21 protein-coding genes and 1 pseudogene are annotated in these 19,539 nt (G+C 67.3%); 6 read left to right on the top strand and 16 right to left on the bottom strand.

All coding sequences use genetic code 11. The annotated features are described in order from the left end of the window. Nucleotides 1–32 precede the first annotated feature (32 nt). Genes E0H73_RS30535 through E0H73_RS30515 form a run of 5 tightly spaced genes read right to left on the bottom strand, consistent with a single transcriptional unit; the run spans nt 33 to nt 5,028 of the window. Complete coding sequence (locus tag E0H73_RS30535; RefSeq protein WP_131362048.1) at nt 33–827, bottom strand: sugar phosphate isomerase/epimerase family protein; 795 nt, start codon at nt 825–827, stop codon at nt 33–35. Further along, entirely contained in the window at nt 824–1,876 is a 1,053-nt protein-coding gene (locus E0H73_RS30530; protein WP_131362047.1) for a zinc-binding dehydrogenase, read from the bottom strand. Before E0H73_RS30530 ends, E0H73_RS30535 begins: the two co-directional genes overlap by 4 nt. A 32-nt stretch (nt 1,877–1,908) precedes the next feature. Then, entirely contained in the window at nt 1,909–2,805 is an 897-nt protein-coding gene (locus tag E0H73_RS30525; protein ID WP_131362046.1) for a carbohydrate ABC transporter permease, read from the bottom strand. Then, on the bottom strand, nt 2,805–3,722 hold the full coding sequence (locus tag E0H73_RS30520) for a carbohydrate ABC transporter permease (RefSeq protein ID WP_131362045.1): 918 nt from the start codon (nt 3,720–3,722) through the stop codon (nt 2,805–2,807). The genes E0H73_RS30525 and E0H73_RS30520 overlap by 1 nt, the downstream gene beginning before the upstream one ends. Before the next feature lies 1 nt (nt 3,723). After that, nucleotides 3,724–5,028: an ABC transporter substrate-binding protein gene (locus E0H73_RS30515; protein ID WP_131362044.1), complete on the bottom strand. Its 1,305-nt coding sequence runs from the start codon at nt 5,026–5,028 to the stop codon at nt 3,724–3,726. A 140-nt stretch (nt 5,029–5,168) separates the two neighbouring features. On the opposite strand from E0H73_RS30515, the gene E0H73_RS30510 reads away from it, so the two are divergent. Beyond that, a complete protein-coding gene (locus E0H73_RS30510) occupies nt 5,169–6,224 on the top strand; it encodes a LacI family DNA-binding transcriptional regulator (RefSeq protein ID WP_131362043.1) in 1,056 nt (351 codons plus the stop codon). A 9-nt stretch (nt 6,225–6,233) separates the two neighbouring features. On the opposite strand, the gene E0H73_RS30505 is transcribed toward E0H73_RS30510, so the two are convergent. From E0H73_RS30505 to E0H73_RS30495, 3 genes are all read right to left on the bottom strand, one after another. Then, nucleotides 6,234–7,028: an IclR family transcriptional regulator gene (locus tag E0H73_RS30505; RefSeq protein WP_165555885.1), complete on the bottom strand. Its 795-nt coding sequence runs from the start codon at nt 7,026–7,028 to the stop codon at nt 6,234–6,236. A 300-nt stretch (nt 7,029–7,328) separates the two neighbouring features. Continuing rightward, nucleotides 7,329–7,832, bottom strand: coding sequence for a (2Fe-2S)-binding protein (locus tag E0H73_RS30500; RefSeq protein ID WP_131362041.1), 504 nt, complete (start codon nt 7,830–7,832; stop codon nt 7,329–7,331). Next, nucleotides 7,825–8,688 carry an FAD binding domain-containing protein gene (locus E0H73_RS30495; RefSeq protein ID WP_131362040.1) on the bottom strand — a complete coding sequence of 288 codons (864 nt, stop codon included), beginning with the start codon at nt 8,686–8,688 and terminating at the stop codon, nt 7,825–7,827. The genes E0H73_RS30500 and E0H73_RS30495 overlap by 8 nt, the downstream gene beginning before the upstream one ends. A 153-nt stretch (nt 8,689–8,841) precedes the next feature. On the opposite strand from E0H73_RS30495, the gene E0H73_RS30490 reads away from it, so the two are divergent. Continuing rightward, the gene (locus tag E0H73_RS30490; RefSeq protein ID WP_165555884.1) at nt 8,842–9,471 is read left to right on the top strand and encodes a LysE family translocator; all 630 of its coding nucleotides are present in this window, start codon (nt 8,842–8,844) and stop codon (nt 9,469–9,471) included. A 71-nt stretch (nt 9,472–9,542) separates the two neighbouring features. On the opposite strand, the gene E0H73_RS30485 is transcribed toward E0H73_RS30490, so the two are convergent. The 5 genes from E0H73_RS30485 to E0H73_RS30460 form a co-directional block, all read right to left on the bottom strand. Beyond that, nucleotides 9,543–11,678, bottom strand: coding sequence for an MMPL family transporter (locus tag E0H73_RS30485; RefSeq protein WP_131362038.1), 2,136 nt, complete (start codon nt 11,676–11,678; stop codon nt 9,543–9,545). A 92-nt stretch (nt 11,679–11,770) separates the two neighbouring features. After that, nucleotides 11,771–12,070 (bottom strand): hypothetical protein, encoded by a 300-nt coding sequence (locus E0H73_RS30480; RefSeq protein WP_272949161.1) that lies wholly within the window; start codon nt 12,068–12,070, stop codon nt 11,771–11,773. A gap of 8 nt (nt 12,071–12,078) precedes the next feature. Then, entirely contained in the window at nt 12,079–12,369 is a 291-nt protein-coding gene (locus E0H73_RS30475) for a hypothetical protein (protein WP_238164380.1), read from the bottom strand. Between the two features lie 57 nt (nt 12,370–12,426). Continuing rightward, nucleotides 12,427–14,364, bottom strand: a complete 1,938-nt coding sequence (locus tag E0H73_RS30465) for a glycoside hydrolase family 43 protein (RefSeq protein WP_131362037.1) — start codon at nt 14,362–14,364, stop codon at nt 12,427–12,429. 91 nt (nt 14,365–14,455) lie between these two features. After that, nucleotides 14,456–14,854: a PPOX class F420-dependent oxidoreductase gene (locus E0H73_RS30460; RefSeq protein ID WP_165555883.1), complete on the bottom strand. Its 399-nt coding sequence runs from the start codon at nt 14,852–14,854 to the stop codon at nt 14,456–14,458. Between E0H73_RS30460 and E0H73_RS48450 the strand changes: the two are divergent. Both E0H73_RS48450 and E0H73_RS47440 read left to right on the top strand, forming a co-directional pair. Next, nucleotides 14,818–15,258: pseudogene (locus E0H73_RS48450) on the top strand (LLM class flavin-dependent oxidoreductase); the annotation flags it as partial. The gene E0H73_RS30460 and the pseudogene E0H73_RS48450 overlap by 37 nt on opposite strands. Before the next feature lie 34 nt (nt 15,259–15,292). Continuing rightward, nucleotides 15,293–15,505 carry a hypothetical protein gene (locus tag E0H73_RS47440; RefSeq protein WP_238164379.1) on the top strand — a complete coding sequence of 71 codons (213 nt, stop codon included), beginning with the start codon at nt 15,293–15,295 and terminating at the stop codon, nt 15,503–15,505. Here the strand turns inward: E0H73_RS47440 and E0H73_RS47435 are convergent. The 3 genes from E0H73_RS47435 to E0H73_RS30440 form a co-directional block, all read right to left on the bottom strand. Then, the gene (locus E0H73_RS47435) at nt 15,483–15,938 is read right to left on the bottom strand and encodes a hypothetical protein (protein ID WP_131362035.1); all 456 of its coding nucleotides are present in this window, start codon (nt 15,936–15,938) and stop codon (nt 15,483–15,485) included. The two genes, E0H73_RS47440 and E0H73_RS47435, sit on opposite strands and share 23 nt — an antisense overlap. Next, a complete protein-coding gene (locus E0H73_RS30445; RefSeq protein WP_238164378.1) occupies nt 15,935–16,687 on the bottom strand; it encodes an ABC transporter permease in 753 nt (250 codons plus the stop codon). The genes E0H73_RS47435 and E0H73_RS30445 overlap by 4 nt, the downstream gene beginning before the upstream one ends. Nucleotides 16,688–16,775: 88 nt before the next feature. Further along, the gene (locus E0H73_RS30440) at nt 16,776–17,504 is read right to left on the bottom strand and encodes an ABC transporter ATP-binding protein (RefSeq protein ID WP_131362033.1); all 729 of its coding nucleotides are present in this window, start codon (nt 17,502–17,504) and stop codon (nt 16,776–16,778) included. 95 nt (nt 17,505–17,599) lie between these two features. Between E0H73_RS30440 and E0H73_RS30435 the strand changes: the two genes are divergently transcribed. Further along, the gene (locus tag E0H73_RS30435) at nt 17,600–18,256 is read left to right on the top strand and encodes a response regulator transcription factor (RefSeq protein WP_131362032.1); all 657 of its coding nucleotides are present in this window, start codon (nt 17,600–17,602) and stop codon (nt 18,254–18,256) included. 18 nt (nt 18,257–18,274) lie between these two features. Then, a complete protein-coding gene (locus E0H73_RS30430) occupies nt 18,275–19,531 on the top strand; it encodes a sensor histidine kinase (protein WP_131362031.1) in 1,257 nt (418 codons plus the stop codon). Nucleotides 19,532–19,539: the final 8 nt, after the last annotated feature.

Below are 19,539 nucleotides of genomic sequence, written 5' to 3'. Positions count from 1 at the left end.
CCTCCCCTTTGTTGCTCAGAACAACAAGATGGTCAGCGTGACAGCAGCTTGGCGACCCGTGGCAGGACCTGGTCGACCGGCCCGCTGAGGCCGCATTCCATCGCCAGCCAGCCGTTGTAGCCGATGGCTTCCAGGGCTTGCAGGGTCTCCGGCCAGTCGTAGTGGCCGGCGCCGGGCTCCAGGCGGTTGCTGTCGCCCAGCTGGACGTGGCCGATCAGCGAACCAGCCTGCCTGATCGACTCGCCGACGCGGGCTTCCTCGATCGACATGTGGAAGGTGTCCGCGGTGATCATGACGCCGGCCGATCCGACCTCCTCGACCACCGAGACCGCATCGGCCAGCTGGTTGATCACGAAGTCCTCGAACCGGTTCAACGGTTCCAGGTAGACCTTCGCACCCACGGACTCGGCATGCTCACCCACTTCGCGCAAAGCCTCGACCAGTGCCGCCCGCGAGTCCTCCACCGAGCGCGGCGGGACGAACGGCGGCAACCGCCGGGAGAACAGACCGAACGCGTGCGGCGACACGATGCCGGTGCCGCCCGCCGCCACGATCGTGCTCAACTGGATCTTCAGCTGCTCGATCGCATCGCGGCGACGGCCGGCGTCGAAGTCACCGATGAAGTGATCCATGTGGACGACCGCGGTCGGCATCAGTACGCCGGCGTCGCGGGCCCGTCGCAGTTCGTCGATCCGCGCTCCGAAGATCCCGTCGCCACGGGCGGACAGTTCGATCCCGTCGAAGCCGACCGTCCGCACGAAGGCGAACTTCTCCTCCAACGTGTCGCCGGGCAGCGTCAGCTCCGCGGCCGCAAGTCGGAAGCTCATGCGGTCACCTCCTGGTCGAAGCTGAGCACGACCTGCAAGGCATCCTGCGGACGTTCATCGAGCATTCGGAAGGCCTCCGCGGCTTGAGCAATCGGAACAGTGTGGGTGATCAGGTCGGTCACGTTCAGCCGCTTGTCCGACGCGAGCTGGATCGCGGTCCTCGCCAGTCGGTCGTAGTTCCAGCGATGCTGCAGCGCCGGCGCGACACCCGAGATCTGCGAGCCGATCAGCGACACTCGGTTGTGGTGGAACTCCTCCCCCAGCCGCAAGCCGGCCCCCTCGCCTTGCATGAAGCCCGCGACGCAGACCCGGGAGCTGTATGCAACCGCCCGAACCGCCTCGTGCAGGGCGTAATAGCTGCCCGACACCTCCAGGCAGACATCGGCGCCACGACCTTCGGTCAGATCGCGGATCCGCTCCGCAACTCCACCGTCAGCGGGATCGAGCGCGTGATCGGCGCCGAGGTCCAGCGCCAGTTGACGGCGGGCCGGGAGTCCGTCGACCGCGATCACCCGGCCGCCGTTCAGCCGGGCCAGTTGAGCAGCGAGTTGCCCGGGTACGCCGAGGCCGAAGACCGCGACCGTCTCACCGATGTGGATGTCGGCGTCCAGCACCAGGTTCAGCGCGATTCCACCGATCTGGCTGAAGATTCCGACCCGCGGATCAACGCCGGCCTCCAGGATCCGCTGCGCGGCCCAGTCCGCCTTCTTGACCGTATGGCTGCGATGGCCCCAGGTCCCCCAGACCACGTCGCCGACGTTTACGCCGTCAGCCGCGGACCCGAGCGAGACGATCTCACCGACCTCCTCGTACCCCCACCCGTCGACGGGGTAGCTGATCGAGGTGTCGCCCTCGACGAAGAGCCGGGAGTCGTCGTTCCACCGCTTGTTCAGATACGGATTGCTGCCGCGGTACGCCGTCAGTTCGGTGCCTGCGGAGATACCGGAGTACAGAGTGCGAATCAGGACCTCGTCGGGTTGCGGGGTGCGTTCGATGTCGGGCACCACCTGCGCGACGCGAGGCGAGCTGAATCTGACCAGGGATGGCATAGGTCTCCTTCGGAACTGCGTTGTGCGGTGGGTCAGCCCTTGACGGCGCCGGACATGAATCCCTGCGTGACTTGGCGTTGGAGGACGACGAAGATCACGATCACCGGGACGATGGTGATCAAGGTGCCGGCCGCGAGCGGTCCGATGTCCATCGAGCGGCCGCCGGTGAAGTTGTAGAGGCCGGCCGTGAGGGGCCGGTACTTCCCGCTGGGCAGGTAGAGCAACGGCACCAGGAAGTTGTTCCAGTTGCTCAGGAACGTGAAGACCGCCAGTGCGGCGGCGCCCGAGCTCACCATCGGCACCATCACCTGCGCGAAGATGCGACTCTCGGAGGCTCCGTCGATCCGCGCCGCCTGCTCCAGTTCTTCGGGCAGATCGGAGAAGAAGGCCCGCATGAAGAACGTCCCGAACGACAGGTTGGTCGAGATCAGTACGAGATTGGCGCCGACCAGGCTGTCCAGCAGTCCCATCGACCGGAGCTGGAAGTACAGCGGGATCATGTAGGTGAAGAACGGCACCAGCAGCCCGAGTACGACGAGATAGAAGACGGCCGTCCGTCCCGGGAACGGCAATCGGGCGAACGCGTAGCCGGCCATCGTCGAGATCACGATCACGACCGCCGTACTCGGCACAGTCAGCAGCACGCTGTCGAGCAGATAGCTGCTGAACCCCCCGACGGTCCACGCCGAGCGCAGGTTCTCCAGTGAGAACGAGGAGAACAGTCCGAACGGATCGCTTCGCACGTCCTGCGGTGTCTTGAGTGCCGTGGAGATGATCAGCAGCACCGGGAACAGTGTCAGCGCCGCCATCGCGATCAGCGCCAGGTGGCGGACGGCGAGATCCGTGGACCGACGGACCGCATGCCGGCGGAATTCCACCTGCTCGCTGGATCGACTGCGGCGGGAGACGGCGACAGGCAGATCGGCCATCAAGCCCCCAGCCCTTGCAGCGAGAGCCGTCGCTGGAGACGGTTCAGCATGATGGTGAACGGCACCGCCAGGACCGTGATCAGCAGCGCCAGCACAGTGCCGTAGCTGATCCGGTTGAGCTGGAATGCGCTCGAGTACGCGTACGTCCCGAGTACTTCGGTGGCATCGGCCGGTCCACCGCCGGTCATGATGAAGATGATGTCGAAGACGCTGAACCCGCCGACCAGAGTCAGGGTCAGCACCATCAGGAAGACCGGCATGATCTGCGGCAACAGGATGTGCCACAGCCGCTGGCCGGCGTTCGCACCGTCGATCCGGGCGGCGTCGACGAGTTCCACGTCGACGTTACGGAGCGCGGACAGGATGATCATGATGACGAAGCCGCAGGTCGCCCAGATCGCGGTGGCGAGGACGGCGAAGATCGCGGTGTCCGGATCCCCGAGCCAGCCGCGGCTCCAACTGCCGAGACCGACCGTGTCGAGGACCCGGTTGATCCAGCCGTTGACCGGGTCGTAGATCCAGCCCCAGACGATGCCGATCGCCACCCCGGGCAACATGAACGGCAGGAAGAACAGCAGCCGGTACGCCGCTCCGCCACCGCGACTGGACCAGATCAGGACGGCCACCAGCAGCCCGATGATCATCGGCGCCGCGGTGCCGATCCCGATCCAGATCGCGTTGTTCCCGAGCGCGTGCCAGGTCGCGGAGTCGGTGAACATCTCGGTGAAGTTGCTCAGCCCGACGAACGGCGGGGTCGGATCGAGCCCGTCGAAGTCGACCACCGAGTAGTAGAGCGCGTTGACCATCGGGAACACGAAGAACACCGCGGTGATCACCGCCACCGGAAGCGCGAGCAGGATGCCGAGTCGCGCCTGGGCCCTACGGGTGACCGGAGGAACGTTGCTGACGGCACCCATCCTATTTGGCCGACTTCTCGTACGCCGTCTGCAGCTGGGCGGCGACCTTCGCCGGATCGGACTGGTCGCTCAGGATGCCCTGGATGCCCTTCCACATCGCGTTGTTGAACACGTCGGTGGTCAGGACGTCGATGTTGTACCCGAAGTCACCGGTGCCGTCGGCGATCTTGGCCGAGTCGTCCAGGACCTGCTTGAACAGCGGCGACGCCTTCATGCCGGCGGTGTCGATGGGATAGGCCGGGATGTCCTGCAGCTTCTCGGCGGCCCAGCGGCCGTGTTCGGCGGTGAGCAGGTAGTCCAGGAACTTGATCGACGCGTCCGCCTTCGTGGTCGACGCGGAGACGAACGTGCCCGCCCCGAGACCGCCGCTGAAGATGCCCGGTCCGTCCTGGGCCGGGAACGGAATGAAGCCGACGTCGAACTTGGCGTTCCGCTCGATGTCCAGAGCCAGCCAGCTGCCCGTCGGGTCCATGGCGGCCTTGCCGGAGTAGAACAGCGCGTTCGCGTTGTCGTAGCTGACCGCTGCCGGTGACGGAGTCAGCAGACCCTTGTCGTTCCACTGCTTCCAGACCGCCAGCGAATCCACCACCGGCTGGGTGTTCCACGACGTACGTCCGTTGAGCAGGTCGTCCATGCCCTTCGACCCGACCGCGCTCGACAGCGACATGCTGAGCAGATGGCCGCCCTGCCAGCCTTCCTTGTCGCTGACGGCGAACGGGACGACGTTGTTCTGCTTGAGCTTCTCGGCCGCGGCGGTCAGGTCGGCGAGGTTCTGCGGCTGGGCGATCCCGTGCTTCGCGAACAGGGTCTTGTTGTAGAAGATGCCGACTTCCTCGATCTGGCTCGGCACCCCGACGATCTTGCCGTCGAAGGTGACGCGCTTCTTGGCGAAGTCGTAGATCGGCCACTTGTGCTCGGCGTACGCACCGGTCAGGTCGTACACCAGCCCTGCCTTGGCCAGGGCGCCGGCGAAGCCCGGGCCGGTGTCGTAGCCGAAGACGTCGGGACCCTCACCGGAGCGCAGTTGGGTCTGCAGGACGGTCCGGACGTTCTCGCTCGGGATGACGTCGAGCTTCACCGTGATGCCCTGGTTCTTGGACTCGAACGTCCTCAGGTCGGACTTGATCAACTCCAGATCCGCCGGATCCTCCGGCTGCCCGATCATGTACCGGATCTCCTGCTGGCTGCCGGTGTCCTGCTCGACTGTCCCGGACCCGGTGCCTGGAGCGCCGCCGGTGCAGGCCGCGCTGGCGAAGAGCGCTCCGGTGGTCAGCATGATCGAGGCGACGTACGCGATCTTCTTCACGGGCCCACTTCCCTGTCGGAGATGGCAGTCCTGTTGGCGGTCGGAAGCTTTTCTAACGTTAGAAGTTCTAACGTTAGAAGTATGCTGACCGGGCTCGTGGGCTCTGTCAAGATGTGGCTGAAGTAATCGAAGGGGGAACGATGACGCCTCAGAACGGCGTACCGGGTCGTCCGGCCCGGTTGAAGGACGTCGCGGAGCTGGCCGGGGTGTCGTTGAAGACCGTGACCAACGTGGTCCACGAGCGGCGCCACGTGAAGGCCGAGACCCGGGCCCGGGTCAAGGCCGCCATCGCCGAACTGGGCTACACCCCTTCACTGGTCGGCCGGCAACTGCAGAGCGGCCGCAGCAACATCGTCGCGCTCGCCATACCGCGGATCGACGAGCCGTACCTGGGCGCGTTGGCGCACGCCTTGATCATGGCCGGGGAACGGCACGGGTACGCCGTCTTCACCGACGAGACCGGACGCAGCGACGAGCACGAGTTGCGCGCCGCCGGTGGCTATCCCGGCCACAGCATCGACGGGGTGATCTACAGCCCGCTGGCCGTGGATCCGCAGCGAATGGCCGACATGAGCCGGTTCACCCCGATGGTGCTGCTCGGCGAGCACCTGAGTGAGGGCACCGCGGACTACGTCGCGATCGACAACGAGCAGTCCGCCCGGGATGTCGTCCGGCATCTCGCCGACGGCGGCCGGCGGCGGATCGCGTACGTCGGTGGCAATCCGTCCCGGCCGTCGAGCGTCGGCCAGCTACGACTCGAGGGCTATCGCGCCGCGGTGCGAGAGCTCGACCTGGAGAGCCGCGACGACTGGTTGCTCCGCTGCGACCGGTACAGCCGGGAGTCGGGCTCGGCGGTGGCCGAGCAGCTACTGCCCCGGATCGGCGAGATCGACGCGCTGGTCTGCGCCAGCGACCTGCTGGCGATCGGTGCCATCCGGACCTTCATCGAGCACCAGGTCCGGGTCCCCGACGATGTGGCGGTGATCGGCTGGGACAACATCATCGACGGACGCTACCTGTCCCCCAGCCTGAGCAGTGTCGCCACCGACCTGGACCTCCTTGCGGACAAGACGTTCGAGGCCTTGATCAGCAGAATCGAGGGCAACCGGGACCCGGCCCGCGTCTACACCGTCCCGCACGAAATCCTCGTCCGCGAGTCGAGCCGCCCGACGACCGCGCCATGGACGCTGCGGTAGCGGAATCGGTCAGGAGCGGCGGTTCTTCAGTGGGACTGAGTCGACAGTGACCGGGGCGTGCACCGGGCCGCCGAGGCGGGCGGTCAGGGCGTGGGCCATCCGGAGCAGCGACTCGGCGGCCTGCTTGCCCCGATGCTGGTCCACTGCCGCTTTGACCATGCTCACGCTCAGGGCACCGACCGGGCGACCGGAGCCGTCGGTGACGGCGGCGCCGACGCAGATCATGCCCAGCGCGGTCTCCTCGTCGTCGATGGCGTAGTGGCGGGTGCGGACGTTGTCGAGGTCGCAGTTCAGGTTGGGCCTGTTGGCGATGCTGTGCTGGGTCAGTACGTCGAACTGGTTGTCGGCGTACAGGATGTCCAGCTCGGGGACGGGCAGCTCCGCGAGCAGGGACTTGCCGCTGGCGGTGCAGTGGGCAGGCAGCCGCATGCCGATCTCGTAGTGCACGGCGACCGGGCGGGTGCCGTGACGCGTGCCGACGTACAGCACGTTCCTGCCGTCGAGGATGGACAGCAGGATGGTGTCCTCCGGGAGCAGGCCCAGCTCGGTGTCCACTCGGCGGAACTCCGTCGCGATGTCGGAGCGAGCCAGGTATGCGCGGCCCAGCTGGACGACCTTCCAGCCCAGCAGGTAGTGGCCAGTGCCGGAGCGCACGAGCAGTCCTGACTCGACGAGGGTGGTGCAGACCGAGAGGCAGCTGCTCTTCGGCGCCCCGATGGCGCGGGCGATCTCGCTCAGGGTCAGGCCGTTCGGCGCGTCCGACACCACCTCGAGGGCACGGGCGGCTCGAGCGACAGCTGGCACTGTGGGCTTCCCACTCACTTCGGACACGCCACGATCATCGCCGAAGCCGTCGGATCATCCACACCAGACCCGCCAACAAGGCCACGACGGGCGCCACTCGCTTGGCCATCGGCAGCGCCACGGCGCGCAGAACGTCGAGGGATTGTTCCGCCACGACGGGCCCGGATCCGTTGGCGGACAAGCCGACAGCCCTGGCCGGGGCGTCGTCCGGCCAGGGCTCGGCCGAGCAGGATCTTCGGGTCCTCGACGCGCCGTACGCGCCGGCCGACCCAGGTCGAGGTGTCGACGGCTGTCGTGCCGTCACTCATGCCGGCTCCGCTCCTCGGAGTACTCCACGACCGCGTCGACGATCGGCTGGTAGCCGGTGCAGCGGCAGATGTTGCCGGACAGCCGCTCCCGGATCCGCTCCCGCGACATCGCCGGCTCCTCCTCGACGGCGACGACGCCGGCCATCAGGAATCCCGACGTACAGAACCCGCACTGCAGCGCTTGGTGCTGCCAGAACTTCTCCTGCAGCGGATGCATCACCGCCTTGTTGCCGTCGCGTTCGGCGAGGCCCTCGACCGTCTCGACGGCGGCGCCGTCGGCCTGCACCGCGAGCGTCAGGCAACTCCGCACCGGCGCGCCGTCGAGCAGCACCGTGCAGGCACCGCACACACCGTGCTCGCAGCCGAGGTGCGTGCCGGTCAGCCGCAGGTCGTGCCGGAGGCAGTCGGCGAGCGTGGTGCGCGGCGTGACCCGCGCGGTCTCCCGATGCCCGTTCACCGTCATCGACACGGGTTCCGGCTCGTTGGCGTCACGCATGGGTTACCTCCAGAGGCAGCGCTGCTCGCAGTGACTTCTCGACGAGGCGAACCCCGGCCTTGCGCCGGTACGTCGCGGATCCGTGCAGATCACCGACCACGTCGAAGCCGTCGAACGCGTAGGCGGCGGCCTCGGTCAGCACCTGCGGGGTCAGTTCCGCGCCGACCAGTACCTGTTCGGCGACCGTGGCCCGCTTGGCGGTGCCGGCCACTCCGAACAGGGCGATGCGGGCGTCAGTACAGCGCCCGTCCGGTCCGGCGTCGAGCACGGTGATGACGCCGACCAGCGCGAAGTCGCCATCGCGGCGGGCGATCTCGAGCACGGACGCCCGTGCGGTCGGGGCCGGCTCCGGCAGCTCGATGCCGGCGACCAGCTCGCCCTCCTCGAGCGCGGTCAGGTACGGGCCGAGGAAGAAGTCGGCGGCGGCCACCCTGCGTCTGCGGGTGTCACTCGCGACTCGCACGGCGCCGTCCAGCGCCAGCAGCAACGCGGGCATCTCAGCGGCTGGGTCGGCGTGTGCAACTGCGCCGCAGACCGTCCCTCGGGTGCGGATCTCGACGTGGCCGACCTTGGCGAGGCACTCGGTCAGCAGCGGATGTCCGGCCGACTGCTCGGCGGTACGGGCGGTCACCGCGGCCGAGACCACCGCCCGCCCGTTCTGGATGGCATGACCGCTCAGGTCAGCGGCTTTGGTGATGTCGACGAGCAGAGCCGGCTGCGACATGCGCAGGGCCATCACCGGCAGCAGGCTCTGCCCGCCTGCTAGCACCCGCGCGTCCGCGCCGTGGCTCGCCAGCAGCGCCGTCGCCTCCTCGAGGGACTCGGCTCGCTGGTACGCGAACGCGGGCAGTTTCACGACCGCAAACCTCCGTTGTTCAGAATACTGAACGCAGTGCCGTTTATGGAACACACAGCTTGGGCGAGGGTCGCGCCGAGTGTCAAGGTCCTGTGGATTCAAGTGTGGCTGAAAGGTTGGCGGCGCCGCGAGGGGTCGCGGCAGGATCGCGGCATGCCTGAGTTCTCGATCCTGGCGGCGTACGTCGCGGCCGTCGCGGTGATCACCGTTGTCCCCGGACCAGGGCAGGCGGTGATGATTGCGAAGAGCGTCGGGGCGGGCCGATCCGCGGCTTTGGCCACGGCTTTGGGGCTGGAGACCGGCACGATGGTGCACTGCCTGCTGGCGGCGTTCGGCCTGTCCGCCGTCCTTGCCCAGGTCCCGGTGGCTTTCGTTGTCGTCAAGGTGATCGGAGCGGCGTACCTGATCGGGATCGGACTCCGATCCCTCGTCGGACGAACGGCACCACATGGTCGTGGTGATGCGTCTCCAGACGCCGGGTGGGCGACGAACTATCGGCAGGCGGTGATGATCGGCGTACTCAATCCGAAGGTCGCGCTGTTCTTCATGGCTTTCCTGCCCCAGTTCGTCCAACCCGCACGCGGTCTGGTGATCCTGCAGTTCCTCGTCCTCGGCGTTGTGTTCTGCACGATCGGCTTGTGTTTCAACGTGATCATCACCTTCGCCGGCGACCTCCTCGGACGCCGGATCCGCGACAGCCGCCGCTGGCAGCTCTGGACCCGCCGCGCCAGTGGCACGGTAATGGTCCTCCTGGGCATCAGACTCGCCGCCCAGCGCGTGTGACCACAGGCAGACGTCATCAAATACCGGAGCCGGGCTGCCCGTAACGGACAGCCCGGCTTCGGTCGTAGGGATCAGCTGATGCGGACCGGCTCTCGGTCCTCGGTTTGCTGGGGTTTCTGCTGGGTGTCACCGTGGCCCGGCCACCAGGCGCGGTGGCCGATCAGGGCGGTCAGCGCCGGAGTGAAGAACATCGCCATCACGAACGCCGCGATCGCGATACCGACCGAGATGGCGAAGCCCATCTGCGCCAGTGTCGAGTTGCCCGCCAGCATCATCGAGGCGAACGTGCCCGCCAGGATGACACCCGCCGCGGCGATGGTCGGCCCGGTGTGGTGCAGGGCCAAGGCGGCAGCTTCCCTAGGATTACGACCCTCCCGCGCCTCCTCCCGCAATCGCGCCACCATCAGGATGTTGTAGTCGGTGCCTAGGGCAACCACGAAGAGGTACATGATCACCGGCAGGGTGAAGATGAGCCCGCTCTCGCCGCGCAGGTGCTGGAACACCATGACGGTCGCACCCAGCGTGGCCCCGAAGCCCAGGAACACCGATGCCATCAGGTACCACGGCGCCACCAGGCTACGCAGCAGCAGCGCCAGCACGATCATGATCAGGATCGCCGCCACCGGGAACACGACCGCGTAGTCGTGGTTCATCGCATCCTGGAAGTCGACGAACACCGACGTCAGACCGCCGACCACCGCGGTGGTCCCGGGCGGTGCGGCCTCGTGGACCGCAGTACGCAGCGGTCCCCGGACAGTCTCGATCGCCTGGTCCGATTCGGGCGCGGTCTTCAGCGTGACCTGGAAGTGGGCGACCGTTTTGTCCTGCGACAGCGCGGGTTCCGAGACCTCACCGACTCCGTCCACTCGGGTCAGCTCGGTGCGATAGGTGTCGAGCTGGGTCTTGTTCAGTGGGTTCGGCGACTGCAGCAGCACATCCGACGGCTGGGTGACGCCGGCCGGCATGCCCTTGAGCAGTTCCTTGCTGTACACCGTGGATTCGGAGGCGTTCGAGGTCGAGCCGGAGGTGAGATCGAACGTCGGGTTGAACCCGATCGCGAACACACCCAGCACGATCAACAGACCACCGGACGCCGCCGCGAACACCGCCGGACGGCGGCCGAGCCCGCGACCCAGTGCGGCGAAGACGGCACCCTTCGGCTCCACACGCCACGCTTTCGACGGCCAGAACACCTTGGTGCCCAACAGCGAAACGATGGCCGGCACCAGAGTGAGCCCCGCCAGCAGTGCAACCGCGACAGCGATCGCCAGCGCCGGACCGAGCGCGCGGAACAAGCCCAAGGTCGACAGCGTGAGGGCCATGAAGGCGATGATCACCGCACCGGCCGCGGAGGTGATCGCTTCACCGACCCGGGTGACGGCGCTGACCATTGCCGTCTTCGGATCCTCCCCGACTCGCAGCCGTTCCCGGTAGCGGAACATCAGGAACAGGATGTAGTCGGTGCCGACCCCGAACAGCACCACCAGCAGGATCGTGCTGACCGAACTGTCGATCTTCAGATCGAACGCCTTGCTCACCGTGGCGATCAGGCCGTTGACGACCGTCGAGATCGCGCCGATGACCACGATCGGCAACAGCGCGATCACCGGGCTGCGGAAGATCAGGAGCAGCAGCACCAGAATCAACGCCACGGTGGCGATCCCGATGATCGCCAGGCCCTTGGTCGACGACTCCTGCGCGTCGAGCGTCTGCGCGGCCGAACCGGTGACGCCGGCCTTCAGGTCGGTGCCGTGCAGCTTGTCCTGCAACGCCGTACGCAGAGCCTTGACCGCGTCGTTCTGCCTGGTGTCGCTGGGGTTCCTGACCTTGGTCATCTGTACCGCGGCGATCTGGATGAGCCCATTCTCCGACGGTGGGACCGCCTGGATTCCGGTGACATCCTTCAGGTGTGCCTGGTTCAGCTGATCGGCGATGGACCCGACCGCTGCCGCGTCGGGCGCGCTCAGCGGCGCGCCGTCGGTTCGTTCGAACACCACGATCGCGGCGGGCGCGGCGGCGTTCGGAAAGGCCTTCTCCTGCAGCTTGGCTGCCTGGATCGATTCGTAGTGCGAAGGGAGGAAATCGGATTGGTCGGTGGTCGCGGTCAGCGCCGGGGCCGTCGCGACCACCGCGACGATGATCACCACCCAGGCGCCGATCGTCCGCCACGGATGGCGAACGACCAGCGACCCCAGTCGTGCGAACATGCTTGGTCCTTTCGGGAAGTTTGTGGCATGCACAGGCGCATGGTTGTTGCGAACGACGATCGCCGACGGCCCTGACATGCGGCTGACACGCCTCAGACACCGACCAGGGAGGGTGTGCGGATCGTGTTGACGATGGACGTCGCCGGCTGATTCTCGGCGAGAGCGCGCACCGGACCTGGCATCGTCTCGGTAGGCACGAACGCCGAACTGAGGAACGGCAGGAAGATGAGCGGGTACGAGAACGCACTCGCGCCGCCGAACAGGTAGACGAACAGCAGCATCATCGCGATCGGCATGAGCGCGGTGGTGATGATGGTGTCCGGGCTGCGGGTGATGTGCCGCAGCGAGCGCCCAGTGAGTACGGCGGTGTCGCCGAAGAGATGCGTGGCCATGGTGTCCCCTACTTGTCCGTGCCGACCAGGGTGAGGAAGACGTCCTCGAGGGTCGGCTGCTTCTCGACGTACTCGACCTTGGCCGGCGGAAGCAGTTGCTTGAGTTCGGCGAGGGTGCCGTCGACGATGATGTGGCGCTCGTCACCTCGATCCGCGCCTGCGGGTCGAGCCCGGTGGTCGGCTCGTCGAGGAAGATGACCGGCGGATTTAGCGACCTCCTTCGCGGAGCTGTTCGAGCCGTTCGGAGAGGAAGCTCCACGTCCTCCAGAACTCGTCGAGATATTCCAGACCCTGAGCATTGAGGGAATACACCTTGCGCGGCGGGCCCTTTTCCGACGGTCCGCCGGGGGCATAGGTCAGCTGTCGCGGGAGACCATCAGCCAGCTGACTTGGATGTCTGGTGCGCGGGTCGGCGCGATGGAGACGGTGATGTTGCCGTCGGCACCGACCGCGATGCCGCCGTACGACGCCGCCGTACCGGTGCCCGTGAACAGGCGCTGCTGGTCGACGAGCGAGCCGTTGACCGTCACCTCGGCGGCGCGGTTGGCCCACGGCCACGGATCGAAGTACCCGGCGTGGACCGTGTACGTCCCCGGCTGCAGGCCGCCGAAGGTGTAGACGAGCGCCTCGTGATCCTTGGCGTAGCGCAACGTACTGTAGAGATCCCCACTCCCCGCGGGTGCGCTCGACCCGGTGTAGCCCCAGGTCGTCCCAGTGACGGGATCGGTTCCCAATGGTTGCTCCGGGCCCGAATTCAGCAGCGCTCCCTCGCCAGCAGCGGTCTGCATCAACGTCTGCCAGTCCGGCGTCACAGCACCGCCCGCGTTGACGGCGTACCGGACGTTGTGCGGGACGACCATGACGGACCGGGTGAACGTACGCCCGTCCGACAGAGTGCCGCGGAGGCTCGCCGGTCCGGGCTGCGCGACGGTCGACGCATCCCAGGTGACCGCGACCTGCTGCGAGCCCGCTGCCGTCTTCACACTGACCGCGGCCGGTAGGGTGCTCGTGTCGTTCAGCCACACGTGATCCGGCAGCGCCGTCTCGACAGTCCAGCGCTGGTACGGCGCCAGGTCGCCCAGCGTCCACTCCTGGTCGGGGCCGATCGACAGACTGCCGCCCTCCCCGAAGCTCATCGGCATCCACATGTACGGCGCGTTGGCCAGGTCATCCGGAGTCCACCGGTCGCCCATGAACGCGTACTTGTTCCGCGCCGGATCGACCGGAATCACCGACGTACTCTGCGACCGGTAGGTGTCCGCCGCGCCGGCCCCACTGATCGGGCTGCCCTTGTCCGTCCACTGGCCGAGAACGCTCGTGGCGGTGGCGTAGCGCGCCGGGTTCGGATCCCATCCCGTGGCACCGGACGTGATCAGGTAATAGGTGCCCTCGGACTTGAACATCGCCGGCGCCTCCCGCTGGTTGCACGCGAGCGTCCGCACGAAATCCTTCCCCTGCACTGCCTTGCCGGGCGGCGCGGACAGGTACGTGTACGACTTGTTCAGCTTCGAGATGTACATCGTCCGGTTCTCCTCGGAGGAGTAGACGATGTACGCCGTCCCGTCGTCGTCGACGAACAGGTTCATGTCCCGCGCCATACCGCCGGCCGGGTCGAAGGCGGACCCGGTCCCACACCACGGCACCGAATCACTCGGCACACGATTCAGCCGGTAGGAGTCGATCCACCGGAACGGCCCGGTCGGCGAATCCGCGATTGCCACCCCGGCCTCGGCCCGCGCGTACGTCGACGTACCGGTCGGGGACGACGGTCCGTCGGAGTGCACCCACATGATCCACTTGCCGGTCGCCTTGTTGTGGATCACTTTCGGGCGCTCGAGGATCGACGGGCTGACCCAGCCGTCGGTACGGACGCTGTTGGTGGACAGGTCGCGCCAGACGATCTCCTTCTGCGCGGCGGTGTAGTGCTTGTAGAGCTTGGCGAAGTACTTGTCGTTGGTGAACTGGTCCGGTGAACTCATCGCCCGGAGAGCGAGTCCTTGGTCCTTCCAGTTGTACAAGTCGTACGACGCGTAGACGTGGACTCCGGGTGAGTTGAAGTACCCGTTGCTGCGGTCCTCGCCGTACCAATACCAGATCCGCCGGCCGCGCTGGTCGGTCGACGGCACCACCTGGCCGCCATGTGCCTGGATCACTTGGCCTGTGGTGTCGAGCCATTCGGCACCGGGGCGGAACGAGTTGTAGGTCGTGGGTGCGGGTGGGGCCGGGGCGGCGATCGCGGCCGGGGCCAGCAGGGTGAGCGTTGCGGTCAGGACGGCGAGTCTGATCAGTCTCATCCGGGGTCCTTACGTCGGGGCGGACGGGCAGTAAGGATGTTTACGTCAACACGGCTGGAGACATCGATTACAGCCCCGCTGGGACGTCGAGTCAAGGGCTCCCGAGCTGGCTTGTCGTGCGTTCGACGATGATCGCCGCCGCGTACCGCGTCGTACCCGGCGGTTCGACGTCTTCCCAGTCGCCGGTGTACTTGCGGGCGATCGCCTGCTCCAGCGCGAGATCCGGGTCGGGGACCAACTCGTCGACCCGGCCGCGCAGTTCCAGGTAGTAGGTCGGCCGCGCCGGGTCCACGATCACGACCGAGATCCGCGGGTCGCGTTGCAGGTTACGCAACTTCTGCCGGCCCTCCACCAGGCTGATCCGCACGCGCTCGCCGTCCCAGAGGAACCACAGCGGCGTCACCTGCGGCTCACCCCGCTTGCCGATCGTCCCAACGAACGCGACTGTTGTCGATGACAACAGTTCCTCGAACCCGGCCGGGATCTCCACTCTCGCCTCCTGATGTAGGTCGATCCGTGGTCGACAAGACTGGCATCCAGTGGCGCGTGCGTCGAGACTGTCGGTGGCCGCGTCGAGCATGGTGGTTGGAAGCCACCTCGCGGGTGCGGGTCGGGATCGGCATACTGCCGGTGCCGTTGCGCTCTGTCGCCCAGGCGGCCATGGAGATCGCGACCATCGATCGGCTCTTTCCCGGCCGGTTCGTGGCCGGCATCGGTCACGGCGTACAGCCATGGATGGAGCAGGCGGGAGTGCGGGCCGAGGCGCCACTCACCTTGTTGCGCGAGTACGCGACAGCACTACGCCAGTTGCTGGACGGCAACCGCGTCACGGTGTCCGGCCGCTACGTGCAACTGGACGACGTCGCGTTGACCTATCCACCGCTCCAGCCCGTGGCGCTGCTGATTGGGGCGGCCGGTCCACGATCGCTTGCAGCAGCCGGCCGACTCGGCCAACTGGGACATTCCAGGCGGGCCAGAGGTAGGTGCCGCCGGCAACGCCCGCACCATCGCCGACCGCATCCTGCAACTGGCCGACGCAGGGGTGACCACAGTCTCCATCCAACCGTGCCGCGACGAACCGGACCTCGACGCCTTCGTGCACTTCCTCGGCAAGGAGGTCAAGCCCTTGCTGCACGTCTGAGACGCCCGATCAGCGCGACGGCACCGAGTAGTGCCGGTACGGCGATCGCGACCGGCAGGGCACCACCGGTGTCGAGCGTCTGGCGAGGCGACACGGTGACGTGGACCGCTGGTCCTGCGACGAGAGCTCCGCTCTGCGGGATCAGTACGACGTACACCGCGAAGTGACCGGGGTTCACGGCCTGGAACTCCCAGTCCAGTTGGGTTTCCCGGCCGGACGGGACCGGCTGGGTGACGTCCTGCGTCCAGTCCTCCAGGTCGACGTACACGCCGTCGAGGCTGACCACGTTGAGATGGGCGATGGCCGGGCCTGACTCGCTGACGACCGACTCCACGGTGAGGGTCTGGCCGAGCTGCGTGGTCAGCTGGTCCTGATTCATGGTGATTGTCGGGTTGGCCATCACCACGGTGGCGATGAGGCTGAGCAGGTTCATCGCAGCCCCGCTGTCAGCCGGACGAGTCGCGGACCGGCCGCGATCAGGACCGCGATGACGACCAGTGCGACCACAACCGGCGCAGCCAGATAGCTGAGATCGCTGGTCCAGGCGCGGCGGCTGACAAGGATCTGGGAGATGTAGTGCAGGGCGGACCCGATCGGGTTGATCCGGGTCAGCACCTGGCCGAATCCGGTCCGCGGCAACGCGGGCAGTTGGGTCGGCGCGAACAGCACGAGCAGCATGAGCAGGCCGCACGCCAGGCTGGTCTTGTTGGAGTTCGTCCAGCCGCTGAAGAGCATTCCGATGCCGCCGAGCCCGACCGCGACCAGCGTCCCGACAGTCAAGGCGAGGAGCGCCGCCTGGCCTGCGCCTGCCACCCCGCGCCCAAGCACCCACAGATAAGGGAGCGTGACGACCAGGCAGGCCAGCCACATCGTCGAGGCGGCCGCGAGCTTGCCGACGACGATCGCGCGCCGGGACACAGGCGTGAGCAGGAGTGCCTCGAAGGTGCCGCGTTCGCGCTCGCCGCTGATCGCATCCGCACTGACCACGACCGTGAGCAGGACCCCGACCGCCAGCCCGACCTGGACCGTGAGGTTGACCGCCTCGCGTTGCTCGAGGAAGTTCATCGCCTGATTGGTCGCGGCCAGGTAGGTCATCGCACTGAGCAGGATGCTGAATCCGAACACCAGCACCGGTCCACGGCCGCCGATCCAGAGGTCGCGGGTCTCCTGTTCGGCTATCACCGTCCACCTAGGTCGTGTCTGGTAATCCCGCGCCGTAGCGAGCAGGTGCCGAGTGCCGCGCAGTAGGCGGGGGATTACCAGACACGGCCTAGTCATGACCGCTCTCCCCGGTCAGCTCGAGGAACGCGGCACTCAGGCTGCCCGCTCCAGCGACGATCCCAGCGATCGGTCCGGCCGCCCGAAGCCTGCCGTGGTCGAGGATGAGCACGCTGCCACAGACCTCCTCGACCTCGGTCAGCGTGTGGGTCGACAGCACCACCGTCGCTCCGCGTCGCTCGGCGATATCCGCGATGGTGCTCAGGATCTCGCGCTGACCGCCCGGGTCCAGGCCGAGCGTCGGCTCGTCCAGGAACACGACCACGGGGTCGTTGACCAACGCGCGGGCGATCCCGAGTCGCTGCTTCATCCCCCGGCTGTACGTCGAGATCCGTGCACCCGCTCGATCGCCGAGACCGACGTCGGTCAGCAATCGTCCCGCCACCGCGCGTGCATCGTGCCGACTCGATCCGAACAGCCGCGCTGCGTAGCGGAGGTACTCCGCGCCGGTCTGCCGCTCCGGATAGCCGGCGCTCTCCGGCAGAACGCCGATGCGCTGCCTGATCCGGTGCGGCTGATCGCTGGGTACGCCGGCGACGGTGAAGGTCCCACCGGTCGGCTCGAGGATCGTTGTGAGCAGGCGGATCGTGGTCGTCTTCCCGGCGCCGTTGGGTCCGAGCAACCCGATCACCTCGCCCGCGTCCGCGGCGAAGGTGAGTCCGTCGAGGGCGTTGCGCGCGCCGTACCGCTTGCTCAGGCCGATCGCCTCGATGGTCGCCATGGGCCGACGGTAGGTCCGCACGGCTGAATCCCGGCTGAACGGTGCATTCAGCCGGGATTCAGCCAGAATGGAGGAGGATCGCCTGGAGGTGGGTGATGCGCGCGCTGGTGGTGGAGGACGAGCTCCGGCTGGCCACAGGTCTGCGGGCCGGCCTGGAGGCCGAGGGGTACGCCGTCGATGTCGCGCTGACCGGGACCGACGGGCTGTGGCTCGCCCGCGAGTACGGGTACGACGTCGTCCTGCTGGATCTGATGCTGCCCGAGATCGACGGGTTCGAGATCTGCGCGACGCTTCGGGCCGAGCGGGTGTGGACGCCGATCCTGATGCTGACGGCACGGGATGCGGACACCGACCAGGTCCGTGCCCTGGACACCGGCGCGGACGACTATCTCACCAAGCCGTTCTCGTACGCCGTCTTGATCGCCCGGCTGCGAGCCCTGGTACGGCGGGGTGCCGCAGAACGACCGTGCGTCCTGGAAGCCGGCCACCTGCGGCTGGATCCCGCGGCCCGGAGAGTCTGGGCCGGGGAGGTCGAGCTGGTGCTGACCGCGCGGGAACTGTCGTTGCTGGAGTTCCTCGTCCGGCGGCACGGTCAGGTGGTTTCGAAACGAACGATCCTTAACCACGTCTGGGACTACGACTTCGACGGCGACCCGAACATCATCGAGGTCTACATCCGGCGACTCCGCACCAAGCTCGGTCAGGACTCGATCACGACCCTGCGCGGAGCCGGTTACCGACTCGCCGATTGACGATGGGGAGGTCGTGCCATGCGGCTGCGGGTGACACTCACGGCGGTGCTGGTGCTCGGCGTCGCGCTCATCGCGGGTGCCCTGGTGCTCGTCGCGCTGCTCGGCTCGGTGCTCACCGACCAGGTGTGCCAGGACGCGCGGGACCGAGCTGCGCAGCTGAGCTCGGCGACCGCCGCAGAGCGGCCGCAGTCGACGAGTGGCGAACTGATCCAGTGGACTACAGGTGGCGAGACCCTCGCTTCTCCGCCGGCCAACGGCTGCGTCTCGGTCGAGCCTCCCGGCTATCCGGAGGACTTCGTCTTCGCCGCGGCACCGCTCGCCACCGGTGGTGACGTGATCGTGGGTAAGCCCTTGGTGGATGTGCTGGACTCAACCCGGTTCGTCCGTCGCGTCCTCGTCGTCGGGGTGCCGTTGATGATGCTGATCGTCGGCGGCGTGACCTGGGTGGTGACGGGGCGGGTCCTGGCGCCGGTCACCGCGATCCGGCGTGAGGTCGAGGAGATCACCGCGAGCGAGCTTCACCGCCGGGTTCCCGCCGTACGCACCGACGAGATCGGCCGGCTGGCCAGGACGATGAACCGGATGCTCGACCGCCTGCAACGGTCACAGGAGAGCCGGCAACGGTTCGTCTCCGATGCCTCGCACGAGTTGCGGTCCCCGATCGCAGCAATCCGCCAGCACGCCGAGGTCGCCCAGGCCCATCCCGAGCGCACGACCGTCACCGAGCTGGCGACGACGGTCCTCGACGAGGACGTGCGGATGCAAGGCCTGGTTGACGATCTGCTGTTACTGGCCCGCTCCGACGAGGACCACACAGAACCTTCGAACACCCCGGTCGACCTCGACGACCTCATCCTCGCCGAGGCACAACGGTTGCGTTCGGCAACAAGCCTGACGATAGACACGGCGGGAGTGTCGGGCGGGCAGGTCCGCGGCGACGAGGCGGCACTGGCCCGGATGATCCACAACCTCGCCGACAACGCCGCGCGGCACGCCCGGAGCCGGATCGCCTTCACCCTCACGGAGTCCGACACCACCGTCGTCCTCACCATCAGCGACGACGGTCCCGGCATCCCCCCAGCCGACCGTTCCCACGTCTTCGACCGCTTCGTCCGCCTCAACCCCGCCCGCTCCCGCGACGCCGGCGGCACCGGCCTCGGCCTGGCAATCGTCGCCACCATCATCGAACGCCACCACGGCACAATCACCATCCACACCGCCAACAGCGGCGGCGCCACCCTCGAAGCCAAGCTCCCACAGGCTGACATCCGATAGCGTCCGGC

Source organism: Kribbella pittospori, from assembly GCF_004331465.1.
Classification (GTDB): Bacteria; Actinomycetota; Actinomycetes; order Propionibacteriales; family Kribbellaceae; genus Kribbella; species Kribbella pittospori.
This window is presented reverse-complemented; position numbering and strand designations above follow the sequence as displayed.